Source organism: Rossellomorea sedimentorum (assembly GCF_046237645.1).
In the GTDB taxonomy this organism is placed as follows: Bacteria; Bacillota; Bacilli; order Bacillales; family Bacillaceae_B; genus Rossellomorea; species Rossellomorea sedimentorum.
This window is the reverse complement of the sequence record NZ_CP143546.1, coordinates 1,355,216-1,367,612: the sequence shown is the minus strand read 5'-3', so window position 1 is coordinate 1,367,612 and position 12,397 is coordinate 1,355,216. Positions and strand designations below refer to the sequence as shown.

The 12,397-nt window shown below is 40.8% G+C and carries 14 protein-coding genes; 3 read left to right on the top strand and 11 right to left on the bottom strand.

The annotated features are described in order from the left end of the window. Positions 1 to 46 precede the first annotated feature (46 nt). From V1502_RS06685 to V1502_RS06675, 3 genes are all read right to left on the bottom strand, one after another. Positions 47 to 439: a hypothetical protein gene (locus V1502_RS06685; RefSeq protein ID WP_409253587.1), complete on the bottom strand. Its 393-nt coding sequence runs from the start codon at positions 437 to 439 to the stop codon at positions 47 to 49. Between the two features lie 94 nt (positions 440 to 533). Then, complete coding sequence (locus tag V1502_RS06680; RefSeq protein WP_409253586.1) at positions 534 to 773, bottom strand: YlbE-like family protein; 240 nt, start codon at positions 771 to 773, stop codon at positions 534 to 536. A 14-nt stretch (positions 774 to 787) separates the two neighbouring features. Then, the gene (locus V1502_RS06675) at positions 788 to 1,186 is read right to left on the bottom strand and encodes a YlbD family protein (protein ID WP_409253585.1); all 399 of its coding nucleotides are present in this window, start codon (positions 1,184 to 1,186) and stop codon (positions 788 to 790) included. Positions 1,187 to 1,597: 411 nt separating this feature from the next. Here V1502_RS06675 and V1502_RS06670 point away from each other — a divergent pair, with 411 nt between their 5' ends. Continuing rightward, positions 1,598 to 2,086: a PaaI family thioesterase gene (locus V1502_RS06670; protein ID WP_409253584.1), complete on the top strand. Its 489-nt coding sequence runs from the start codon at positions 1,598 to 1,600 to the stop codon at positions 2,084 to 2,086. A 65-nt stretch (positions 2,087 to 2,151) separates the two neighbouring features. Here the strand turns inward: V1502_RS06670 and V1502_RS06665 are convergent, their stop codons facing one another. Both V1502_RS06665 and V1502_RS06660 read right to left on the bottom strand, forming a co-directional pair. Further along, positions 2,152 to 3,213 carry a CAP domain-containing protein gene (locus V1502_RS06665; RefSeq protein ID WP_409254297.1) on the bottom strand — a complete coding sequence of 354 codons (1,062 nt, stop codon included), beginning with the start codon at positions 3,211 to 3,213 and terminating at the stop codon, positions 2,152 to 2,154. A gap of 562 nt (positions 3,214 to 3,775) precedes the next feature. Then, a complete protein-coding gene (locus V1502_RS06660) occupies positions 3,776 to 4,192 on the bottom strand; it encodes a CBS domain-containing protein (protein ID WP_409254296.1) in 417 nt (138 codons plus the stop codon). Between the two features lie 233 nt (positions 4,193 to 4,425). Here V1502_RS06660 and V1502_RS06655 point away from each other — a divergent pair, with 233 nt between their 5' ends. Together V1502_RS06655 and ytvI are read left to right on the top strand one after the other, a co-directional pair. Next, positions 4,426 to 4,785 (top strand): YugN family protein, encoded by a 360-nt coding sequence (locus V1502_RS06655; RefSeq protein WP_409253583.1) that lies wholly within the window; start codon positions 4,426 to 4,428, stop codon positions 4,783 to 4,785. A 280-nt stretch (positions 4,786 to 5,065) separates the two neighbouring features. After that, positions 5,066 to 6,124: a sporulation integral membrane protein YtvI gene (gene ytvI / locus V1502_RS06650; protein WP_409253582.1), complete on the top strand. Its 1,059-nt coding sequence runs from the start codon at positions 5,066 to 5,068 to the stop codon at positions 6,122 to 6,124. A 252-nt stretch (positions 6,125 to 6,376) separates the two neighbouring features. Here the strand turns inward: ytvI and V1502_RS06645 are convergent, their stop codons facing one another. From V1502_RS06645 to ctaD, 6 genes are all read right to left on the bottom strand, one after another. Further along, a complete protein-coding gene (locus tag V1502_RS06645) occupies positions 6,377 to 7,519 on the bottom strand; it encodes an enhanced intracellular survival protein Eis (RefSeq protein WP_409253581.1) in 1,143 nt (380 codons plus the stop codon). A 297-nt stretch (positions 7,520 to 7,816) separates the two neighbouring features. After that, positions 7,817 to 8,278: a DUF420 domain-containing protein gene (locus tag V1502_RS06640; protein WP_409253580.1), complete on the bottom strand. Its 462-nt coding sequence runs from the start codon at positions 8,276 to 8,278 to the stop codon at positions 7,817 to 7,819. A gap of 39 nt (positions 8,279 to 8,317) precedes the next feature. Further along, a complete protein-coding gene (gene ctaG / locus V1502_RS06635) occupies positions 8,318 to 9,229 on the bottom strand; it encodes a cytochrome c oxidase assembly factor CtaG (protein ID WP_409253579.1) in 912 nt (303 codons plus the stop codon). Positions 9,230 to 9,543: 314 nt separating this feature from the next. Continuing rightward, on the bottom strand, positions 9,544 to 9,876 hold the full coding sequence (gene ctaF / locus V1502_RS06630; RefSeq protein WP_409253578.1) for a cytochrome c oxidase subunit IVB: 333 nt from the start codon (positions 9,874 to 9,876) through the stop codon (positions 9,544 to 9,546). A gap of 4 nt (positions 9,877 to 9,880) precedes the next feature. Beyond that, a complete protein-coding gene (locus V1502_RS06625) occupies positions 9,881 to 10,510 on the bottom strand; it encodes a cytochrome (ubi)quinol oxidase subunit III (protein ID WP_409253577.1) in 630 nt (209 codons plus the stop codon). Beyond that, on the bottom strand, positions 10,510 to 12,342 hold the full coding sequence (ctaD, locus tag V1502_RS06620; protein WP_409254295.1) for a cytochrome c oxidase subunit I: 1,833 nt from the start codon (positions 12,340 to 12,342) through the stop codon (positions 10,510 to 10,512). Before ctaD ends, V1502_RS06625 begins: the two co-directional genes overlap by 1 nt. Between the last annotated feature and the right edge of the window lie 55 nt (positions 12,343 to 12,397).

The window sequence follows — 12,397 nt, the reverse complement described above, 5'->3', positions numbered from 1 at the left end:
TAACGGTATTTTAACACGTTTCATGAAAGTAAGCGAATAGTTGTTATTAGGGAATCGTAATATAAAACTGTTTCTGTAACCCTAAAGAGGAATTGTCTTTTGCGATGATATCCAGCTTTACATGGTGAATTCCTTTAGTTAATCCCTTTATTACGAAGGCAGCCGTATGATATTCACTAAATCTCTTGCCATCGACACTTACAACGATTTTACCCTTTTGGCCCGACTTTCCTGAAGTAAATGTAATCCCCGGGGCAATACACTCCACATACACTTGACTTCCCTGGACAATGTGTCTTACAGTCAGTTCGGTTTTATCATGGGCACCGATTGTCGCCGCTTCCACTTCGGTTTCAAATCCTAAAGATTCTGGCTCAGGCATATCTTCTCTGCAGCCTGCCAAACATAATATGAACAGTAATAGTGTATACTTTCTCATCATAACCACTCCTTGCCATTAGCGTTTGCAGACAAGAGAGTTTTTAACCAAAAAAATAAAGCCGGGTCCAAGTGGCTGGGCCTAGGCTGTGAAACTACTGAGAATCGTTCATTGCTTGAAACATTTGCATCATCATGGAAGCCATTTGAACGCCATTTGAAAACCTCTGTACCTGGTGATGTACAGTTTTACCATGATGATTGATAGAAGCAGCTTCAAACTTATCCAGGTAATGCGGATTTTTGCTGAGTACCCTATACCAGGCCGGCTGGACCCTGATGAAATCCTTTAAATCCTGCTTCGAATGAATGTATTCGATAACTTCCTTCCTCATGAACACCACTTCCCTTAATCTTTTCTGAATGAAAACGGATGCCTTGGCCTTTGCGGTGTTTCATTTTGTTCAGGTGCTGAGGTGGAATTTGAACTTTGGAATTGGGACAGAACACCTTGAACAGCACCAATAGCCTGGCTTAAACTGTGAATATGCTGCTGCATTTGATTGGCATCCATATTCTTCAGCATTCCTCCGATTTGATCCATGAACCCTTTTGATTCTTTCTTTTCTTGTTTGTCTTCGTCTTGTTTGTAATCATCCCACCTAGAATCTTCTTCACCCAGCAAGTACCATTCCTCGAACAGGTCCTGCCAAGTTGCTGTCCCTTTTTTGACTTCCGACGCTATCCTTGGATGCTTCTGAACAAATTCTTTAAATTCCTTTACTTTAGGATGCAGCTTTTTGGCCATATCCTTCACCTCCTGATCGGGGCATATACCTACTACAATTTATGATAACTGGCCATAAATGTGAACTTTAACTGGTCAGGAATTATTTCAGGGCAAAAAACTCACCGGGAAAATTATTTCATGATATGATTAGTTAGGCTGTTTTAACAGGATGGTTTTAAAATATTCAGGTGACAATTATAGTTGTGTGTTTAAAAAAATTATTTTAACGGCTTAATTTGCCGTATTGTTGGGTTCCGTGTCTGTGTCTCGATGCTACCCTGCACCTGGGAGCCATGGAGCCTTTATAACTTCCAACTCCTTTCTTTAAGTTCCCATACAAAAGGCTTTTGAGGGGAAAGTGAAAATTAGATACTTATCTTAATATAGTAAATAGCTGACCGGAATAATAACAAAAAAGGATGTATCAACGTGAAGGAAGAACTGACAAAACTACTCGATGAATGTATTGAAAAAGGAAATGAAGCTGACCTGAGTGTTATAAAACAAATGCTCGAAGGAGTCAGAAGGAAACAGGACAATCAAAATGGCTCCTATATAGGGGCTGTACTCGCCATGGACAAGACATCAGGGGATAATACGTGCAAAGTCACCATTCCCATTACTCCCCTTACCTTTAATTCACTGGGTATAGTTCATGGCGGTATCACGGCCACACTGGTGGATACAGCCATGGGTACCTTGGCGAACATCTTGCTTCCGGAAGGATATGGCGCCGTCACCACCAATCTAACCATCCATTACTTGGCCCCCGGACAACATGGCAGTTTGACTGCAACAGGAACTCTGGTCCATAAGGGTTCCAAGACACTGGTCATAGATGGAAAAGTACTTTCAGAAGAAGGCAAAACGATTGCACATTGCACAGGCTCATTTTTTATCGTCAAGAAAAAAATATAATGAGAATCCTTTATGATTTGGAGAGGATTTCACAGAAAAAACCGGCTGTTGTGACAGCCGGTTCATTAATCAAATTGCTGGATAAAGTTCTGAGTATAATACTTTCTGTAAACCCCTACGCCTAGATGGGTAAAGTCGGGCTCTAATAAGGTTTTCCTGTGGCCTTCTGAGTTCAGCCAGCCGTGCACGGCAGCCGGCCCGTCAGCATATTGAGCTGCGATATTCTCTCCCGCCATCCCAAACGCAATCTCAGCGCTCTCAAGCCGGTCGGCCAAAGTTCCAAAGGTTGGAGACTCATGTGAAAAGTAATCCTGTTCAAACATGTCTTTACTATGTTCCTCTGCCACCATGGCAGTTTCTTCATCCCAATCTACCTGTCCTGCCTCATAAGTGGAGCGGAGGATATTGGTGATGTCAAAAATCTGCTGTTCACTGCCTCTGGAAATTTCATCCCATTCTTCGTTCGGAATATCATTCTCCTCCATTAGATCTCCTCTATAGACCATTTCATACGGCCTTTGCTCCACAAGCGTTTCTTTATTGAAGAAACGGATACTCACGAGTTTACTGGTGAATTTATCCAGATAAAGCTGGGCATATACATCCCCAATCGATGTCAACATTCTGGTGTTCAAGTCTTCTTCAGACAGTTCAAAGCGATACGTCCCTTCATTAACATTGACAACAATCTCAGATTCCACTGAGGAATCTTTATAAATTTCATTGACAGTCTGACCGATCTTAAATGGTTGGATATCTGCTTCACTGCCAGTCGCATAGATCGTAACCACTTTGCTTCTTTCTATTCCCACTTGTAAATACGACTGTTCAGAAAGGTAATAAATCCACCATTCGTAATTATAAGCCGATGGATCGATTCGATCAGGTTCACCCAATTGCGCGACAAGCTCTTCGGCACTTTTGTTAATAAATGATGCTATTCCCTTTTGTGGACCGGCTACATTTGAAGGTTCTTCCCAACCACTCAATGAATCTTCATTTCCTAATTGAGGTTCGTTCGTTTCAGGCCCTTTTAAGATAGGAGCATCATCCTGTTTCCCATTTGAATATATGCCGACAAATAATATAATTGCTAGAATCGTAAAAATCCGAAGTAAGGTTTTCAGGAATTGCCCTCCTTTCTCTAAGTATGCTGATTAAAAAACTTCATCATTTCAGGAGGCATTTTGAGTTAAATAAAACATCAAAAGCTTGACCATATGTATGAATAACTAATATTAGTATAGCATTAGTTATAATTCCATTTACAGTACAAGCTTTTAGAAATTTAGAATAATTGCGCGGAAGATTATCACTGTAATTTAATTTTCGGCATAAGCCTTACGCTCTTTTTTCATTTTGATGGTCACTTGCACTCACAGCCTGCATTATTTTTCAGAAACCTACTAGGAAAGGAGAAATTTGAATCATTCTGCATGAGAATAATCCACTTTTTTGGACCACATGATTTTACGGATCATTCTTGCAAGAATAGTCCAAATTTCTTGATTAAGAACCATGGACCCTTTCATGTAAAATTACAAATGCTCAAGAATATATCCATTTAGTTCTAAGGTGTTCGTCTTTCCGACACAAAAAATGGGACCATTCCATTAAAGAATAGTCCATTTTTTAGAAGGATAAGAAAAAGCACAGTCCATCTTGTCGACACTCGTCAGATGAACTATTCTAAATAGGCTTATTGGATATGTTCTCATGCTCAGAGATTTTTTCTATGGCCAGGTTGGTTTGATGGTCCAGTTTATCTCGTACTGCCAGGTCTCCTAGTGAGACAATCCCAATAAGTCTTTGGCCATCCACTACGGGAAGCCTACGAATTTGATGGCGGCTCATCAACATGGCGGCTTCGTCAATGGTTGAATCTGATCCAATTGTCACCAATTCATCACTCATTACTTCTTCGACTTTGGAGGAGCCCGGGTGTTTTTCAGCGACTCCCCTTACAACGATATCTCTATCGGTAATCATCCCTACAAGGTGTTCCCCATCTACTATCGGGATTGCCCCCACGTCATTTTCCTTCATCTTGACGGCTACCTCATATACATTGTCAAGCAATGTACAAGTCTCTACATTGCTGCACATAATTTCTTTGACGATCACAGCTGGTTCACTCCATTCTATTGATGTAACTTTTCATATCATTCTCCTTTTAGTAAGAAGTATTCGCCTGCACACGGGAATTTACTAAATTCGTCACAATGTATTCGTTGCAACAATTGATGAATTACACTATTATAAAGGATGAGGATTTTTTGCATTTTGTCTGTATTTATATGAAAAGATAAGAATGCGTTGATGATATAGGAGGGATTTTTATGCGATTTGAAGCTTCTGGCGTTGAAAAAATGAAAGCGGATTTAAACAGGTTGGATGAGGTCATGAAATCTCATGGTATGCTGAGAGATGGTCAGTGGGATTATGAGCGTGTAATGTATGACAAGAAATTTGAAATTAAAGAAGGTACATACTATCTGAGAATACCAGGCCATACAGTGAATGGAGACATCGGAAGACATGATGCTGTCATTCAACTAATGACGCCTCTTTTAGGAAAACACTATTATCCGCATGGTGTGGAATATGGTGAAGGAGAGCATTTCCCAGGTCACCTAGTGACGACATGCGAGAAACTATTGGCTGAGATTAAAGCCGAAGTTTCAGGATTCGCTGAATAACAAAGCGCTTAAGCCGGCAGTATAGGGCATCCCCATTCTGCCGGCTTTTTTATATTGTCATTTGTAAGCTTTTTGAAGACATCCTTGGGGCTGCCCCTGCGCCCATTAGGAGGAACCGCCGGGACAAGCAGTGTTTTTAACTAAGGTAGTAACTAAAAAATATCAGGTTGTAAGTGCAGCGTAAAAAAAAAGCCGAATTGGAAGGCTGTGCTCTGTTCAGTAAAGCTCTTATTATAATATAATAGTTATGATAGGTACATAAGAAGAAAGGGGCCTCAAATTGACGAAGTTTCTCTCCAGGAAGATGATAGTGGTTGCTATCGCTGTCATATTAACGATTTTATTGATTTATTATATCCTTCCGGTTTCTATCCCCTTGATAGCCGCCATAGTCACAGCATTGTTACTGGACCCTGCAGTTAAAATGCTTGAAAGAAGATTTAAGATTAAAAGAAGACTCGCGGTGTTGGTCGTCTTTATTATTTTCATGCTGGCGATTGGTGTACTTTCCTACTTTGTGATCACAAAAGTTGTAGGTGAAGGGGTCAAGCTGGTGGAAGATATGCCTGCATATATTAATCAGTTAAGTAATATCTGGCTCACATATGAAGAACAGCTTAAAAATGCCGCTAAAGACTTGCCGATTGAAATTGTTACTCAAACAAGCAACGAGGTTCAGGACTTCCTTAACAGCTTTAAAAACAGCTTGAGAGATTACCTTGATATTGAGAAAATCAGCGCCTTCCTGGCCTATATCCCGAACTATCTGGTCAGTTTCCTGGTATACTTGATTGCCTTATTTATGTTCATGCTAGATCTTCCAAGAATCAAACAGGGTATATTCAGTCACTTAACGGAAAAAACGGCTGAAAAGGTCAACTTTATGACTTCAAGGCTCTCGTATGTTATCTTCGGCTTTTTCAAAGCCCAGTTTCTGGTAAGTATCATTATTTTTGTGGCTTCATTGATTGGACTCCTCTTTATTACACCTGAAGTGGCAGTAGTAATGTCCATAATCATTTGGGCCATTGATTTCATTCCGTTAATAGGGTCCATTGTCGTACTGGGACCATGGGCATTATATCACCTTTTATCAGGCAATCTAACCTTAGGAACCGAACTGGCGGTGTTAGCAGCCGTCCTTCTGATTATCCGGCGGACAGTTGAGCCGAAAGTAATGGGAAGCCATATCGGTCTTTCTCCGCTGGCCACTCTTATTGCCATGTACTTGGGCCTTAAGCTGCTCGGTGTATTAGGATTTATTTTGGGTCCATTAATTCTCATTGTCTTTAATTCTGCAAAAGAAGCAGGAATCATCAAAATGAAGTTTAAAATATAAAAACTCGTAGACCCTGATCAGTCACTACAGGCAAAAAATTAAGAAGAGAAGAAAGCGACCGTCCCTTTTACTCTCTTTGGGCTAATAACCCAATGGGGCTGATATTTACACAGTGGGTATGTAACCTAGCGCTGAAACTAGTCGTGGATATTACATTAATAGTTAATCAGCTGTAAATTATATCATTACTAAACAGCAAATAAGGCAGGCCCCTCCTCAGGGTCCTGCCTTTTCATTAATTAAACGTATTACCTAAAAAAAGTCAATGAAAAAACCGGGTTTAGCTTGAATATTCTTCAGTGAGGATACACTTTCATCATTGCCTTTGAGTACACCCATTTCCCTTAATGCTGCAGGAGTGTAAACACCAAAAAATAAAGGTACCAGCGCATTCACATCCATTTCGATTATATTGGAATGCTCTCCCCCTCCTTTAAACACCTTATCAGAGGTAACGGTAAAGGCTCCATTATTCCACGGAGCATATGTGTCAGAGATTTTAAAAGTCACTTCACTTTCAAATAAGATAAGGAATTGTTCCAGAAAAGAAGGTACATCCACTACCCTTGCCATGAAGTAAGGGTGAAGCTCCGTTGGCGTTTTAGGGTTATTAAGCAGAAAGACAAGCGGGTCGTCAGGGGATAGAGTCAATTCAACTTCTTCAAGCATAGAGTCGTGTTGACAAATAAAATTCCACAGGCCGCTTCTTGCCTCTGCATTTAGAGCAGCAAATTCTTCCACCTTCATCTTCTGTTCTTTAATGGCATATAATATGTAACCTAATCCCTTGCCCTCTTGATTATAGTAAATGGCCACATTCAGGTTGGTAATCGTTCTTTCTTTCCACCATTCTTTCTCCCTGGCCAACATACCGCTGAATTTGCGTGCGTACCCGTTATAGACCTCTTCCAGTTCAAGGGGATAGTTATCCTTTGTGTACCTCTTTACCTGTCCAGATACCCGCTCGAACATTTTCAATTCTGTATGAGCTACTTTCACTTTCTTCAGCGTAGAGAATAATTCCCAGCCATACTTGCGATAAAATGCAATCGAGAATGGATGAAGCATTGAAACGCTTTGACCTTTTTCTTTCATCCTCTTTAAACTGTAGACTAATAACTCCTTTACATAGCCCTGCCGCCGGTACTCGGGATAGGTAGCGACACCTGCTATGCCACCCATATTAAATTTTTTACCCCCTAAAAAAACAGTCAGAGAAAGCAAATGCAGTTTGGCCGCAAGTTGATCATCTACTTCTATCCCATAAAGCTCCTGCTTTTCCAATTGCTTGAACCGGTTTTCTTTTTCATCCTCCGGTACATTGTATTGAAAAGCATACATAGAAAGATTTAATGATTCTCCATATTGATGGTTGTTCAGCTTTTTGATAGTCATATTGTGATCCCCCCTCATCCTTTATTCTATAAGGGAGTAATCTATTCCTTCAGGTTTTACTACATAAAAAAAGGCTGTATTCGTATAGATTGGTGCTTTCAGAAAAATCCAAAGGACTGAATTTTCCCCTTGGGTACAAGGGATTTCTCTCTGATCAATAGCTCTTTTCTTTCTTGCTTTAAAGGATAATTTTTTGTGAATACTGGTCATATCTTACGAATGTAACTCTCCATAGCAACAAAATTTTTGAAAAAAGTAAAAAAAGAGCTGGAGATTTTCCAGCTCTTCATCGATACTTTAAAGGCCGAGAATGGCCTTTATCACAGAAGTCGTTTCCCCGCCTTTGTAAAAGACATATAAGAGCAGATAAACGGCAACACCTGTGGTGGCAGTAAAAAACCAAATGACACTTGTAATGGGTCCCAGCTTTCTGTGACGCTTATAATTTTCCTTATACCCAGACCAAATGGTGACCAGGCCAAATACTGCACCAGTTGTAGCCAACGTAATATGGAAAATCAAAAATAAGGTGTAGTATATCTTGATATCCTCCGGACCGCCAAAAGATGTATTACCTACAAATATGGTTCGGCTCATATAAATAATGAAAAAAATCAAAGCAAATACAGCTGCAGTCAACATCGTTTTCTTATGTGCTTCAATCTTTCGCTGCTTAATCTGCCACCAGCCAATGGCAACAGTAATGGCACTTAACACAATAAATGTCGTGCTGATTGTTGGTAAAATAGGTAAAGACATAGTTTCTTCCTCTCTTTTCTCTATAGTAGGAATGATTTCTTATTCGATTGGTTTTGGATTCATTGCTGCTTCAAAGTGTTGAACAGATTGGTCTGCTTCCGCCTGGTCTTTCTTGTACCATTGGAAAAACAAGCTTGCCAGAACATATCCAAAAACAATTTCCTGTATTATTTTCATGATGACGCCGCCAAGCTGCTGGTCATGCTCTAAAGTCATAGAAGTGAATAATTCCGGACCGCTTAAGCTTAGACCTGATAAGGTATCAGCCGGGACACAAAGCGCCAGTGCTTTCAACCACTCTTTCGGGTCATAATAGGTAGCATACAGCGGATTATCGGCAAAAATGATTAAGCCGCAAGCTGGGGTCAGCAAAACAGCACTGCCCAGAATATACCCAATTTTCTTAAGACCATGCAGATCATTTTTTAAGTTTGCCGGATTTAATAACGGCCACCACATGAAGACTGCAAGAATAAAGAGAATAAATGTAAATACTCCATGCAAGACTACATCGGTTCTGACATTGTCAAATACCGCCGGGATATGATAAATAGAAAAAATAATGTTAAAGGCTACTAGTGCTATAAGTGGTTTTGTTGCAAATGAAAATAGTGGTTTGACAACAGGCAAATTGATCAGCTTCCTCCAGATCCAGCTGGGAATTGCAAGGACAAGGACCGGCGTGAAGACCAAATAAAGGGTGGCCATTTGAGTCATATGGATTGAAAATAGCATAGTGCTCATCACTTCTACAGGAGAACCTTTGATCGCATAAAGCAAGACCATGGAAATGATAAAGAAGGATGCTTGCTTCTTAGTAAGAGGTTCACTCTCTTCAAACTTGGTTCTCCATTTAACCGTGACTAAAAAGTAGACAGTTGTCATAAGTAAAATCGTAATTATAAATAACGGACTCCATAATGCAAAAAATCCGAATATACCTAAGTGCATAATGAATACCTCATTTCCTTAGAGAATGCTCCCCCTTATTATACGTTGCAGGAATCGACAGTTCAACGCCAGCTAATGACAAGTTCATGACATTTCATCATTTTGCAGCAAGCTTTTCAAAAGATTGGAATGTAATTCAGCTACATGTACAATACTACTTCCTATGATTTAAATAAATATACAAAAAAGAGTATGTAATCTTGTCAGATGCTCCCATCTACACTTCAAAAAGAAGATGTAAAAGAAGTATTAGGGAGGCACAATAAAAAACCCTTGAAACTGCTTATCACAGTTACAAGGGTTTTCTTCGTTAATTAGATCCAGACAATCGTCAAGAAAGTCAGAATAGTAATGAAGGCAACCAAGGCTCCAGAATAAAGGAACAACGCTGGTGCTTCATGACCTTTGTGGCTCATATGCATGAAGTAATACAATTGGAATATCAATTGTACGACTGCAAGCAAAAGGATAAATGGTACTACAAACCACTTAGAAAAGCCTCCACCTACAGCTACAAAAGCCACCAGTGTCAAGAAAATCATGAGTGCAAATGAAACTACCTGCATTCTCATGTCTTCTTTATTTTTCTTGCGGCGATATTCGTAATCTACGCTTGGGTTACCTGAATTTGATTGTACATTCGCCATCAGTTTATCCCACCATTCCCATTAGATATACTACCGTGAAGATGAAAACCCACACGACATCGATAAAGTGCCAGTATAAACTCGCAACATAGAACTTCGGTGCATTGTAAAGACTAAATCCACGCTTGGCATTACGCACCATCAACGAGATGATCCAAAGAAGACCAAACGCAACGTGGGCACCATGGAATCCTACCAGTGTGTAGAAAGCTGAACCAAACGCACTGCTGGTAAACGTATGATGATATTCGTGGACATAGTGATTGAACTCATAAATCTCAAGACCAAGGAACGCAGCACCAAGCAATACTGTAATCAACAGCCATGCCTGCATACCTTTAAAGTTGTAGTTTTTCATATGGTACATAGCATAAACGCTTGTCAATGAACTTATCAAAAGCAGCATAGTCGCAATGAAAGCAAGCGGCAGATCAAAAATATCTTTTGCAAGAGCATGATCCGGACTAGGTACACTATCTTTCAAAGCAAGGTATGTCGCAAACAAGGATCCGAATAAAACCGTTTCTCCGCCTAGGAAAAACCAGAATCCAAGGAATTTATTTTTTGCTTCCAGCGTTGCCTTTTCAGGTGCCGCCGGCCAAGTTTTTGGCGTGAATTTTTCTTCAGTATGCATTACGCCTTACCTCCTTTGTCGGAATCTTCAAGAAGGTCTTCTTTGTGGATATGATAACCATGGTCATCAATTACTGAACGAAGGAACATAGCTCCAAGTGTAATCAGCATTCCAATAACAAGTACCGGAATAGCCCATGCCTTATCATCTACTCTGTACATCGCTCCAAATGCAGCTACAAACAATCCTAGGGACATTACAAATGGAAGGATTGAATTATTCGGCATGTGGATATCACCAATCGGCTCAGCCGGAGTGAATTCTTTCTTGCCTTCCATTTTTTCCAACCACCAAGCGTCTAATCCGCGAACAAGCGGAGTCTGCTTGAAATTGTAGAATGGAGGCGGAGATGGAATAGCCCACTCCAGAGTACGGCCGTCTTCCCAAGGATCATTGCCGACTCTCACACCTTTGACCTGAGTCATGATGATATTGATCAATAGAATGATGGTAGCAACGCCCATGAAGGCTGCTCCAATTGAACTTACAAGGTTTCCTGTTTCAAACCCTTGACCAGGTAAGAACTTCCAGATACGGCGAGGCATACCCATCAGTCCAAGGAAATGCTGGATAAAGAATGTCAAATGGAAACCGATGAAGAACAACCAGAAAGTGATCTTCCCTAAGAACTCATTCAACATTGTACCGAACATTTTCGGCCAGTAGAAATGCGTACCTGCCAACAGCGCCAGTACAACCCCACCAACGATAACATAGTGGAAGTGGGCTACAACGAAGTAAGTGTCATGGAACTGATAGTCAGCCGCAGCTGATGCAAGCATGATCCCTGTAACTCCACCCAGGGTGAAAGTCGGGATAAATGAAACGGCATATAGCATTGGAGTCGTAAAAGCAATGCTTCCACCCCAAATTGTAAATAACCAGTTAAAGATTTTGATACCCGTAGGAACGGCAATCGCCATTGTCGCCACGGCGAAAATCGCATTCGCGATTGGTCCAAGACCAACTGTGAACATATGGTGAGCCCATACCATGAATCCTAAGAAACCGATAAGTACAGTCGCAAACACCATTGAAGAATAACCGAACAAGCGCTTTCTAGCGAATGTTGGAATAATTTCTGAGAAGATACCGAATGCCGGCAAGATCAAGATATATACTTCAGGATGTCCAAAAATCCAGAAGAAATGTTCCCAGATAATAGTATTTCCGCCTGTAGCGGCATCAAAGAAGTTCGAACCAAACAAACGGTCAAACATCATCAGGAACAATCCGACAGTCAAAGCCGGGAATGCAAATAAAATTAATGCAGACGTAACGAATGCTGTCCATGTGAACAAAGGCATACGCATATAAGTCATACCTGGTGCGCGCATCGTAATGATGGTTACCAGGAAGTTAATACCACCGATAAGTGTACCGGCACCTGAAATCTGAAGACCCAATACATAGAAATCGATACCATGGCCTTCTGATGCCAATGATAATGATGCATAGGAAGTCCATCCAGCATCAGGGGCTCCACCGAGGAACCAAGATAGGTTTAAGAATACTCCTCCAAAGAAGAACAACCAAAAACCAAGTGAATTCAAGAATGGAAATGCAACGTCGCGTGCACCAATCTGCAGCGGAACGACAGCGTTCAAAAACGCAAAAATGAGCGGCATGGCTGCCAAGAAAATCATCGTCGTACCGTGCATGGTCAACACTTCGTTGTATAAGCCTGCACTGATGAAGTCACTGTTTGGAACGGCAAGCTGAATACGAATGATCAAGGCTTCAAGACCACCCAGCAGGAAGAAGAATCCTCCTGAGATCAGGTAGAGAATGGCGATCTTCTTATGGTCAACTGTTGTCAAGTAATCCCACATAGTTGCGCCAAAGCCTTGCTTTTGTGCATAGCTACTCACGATTTAACCTCCCTTT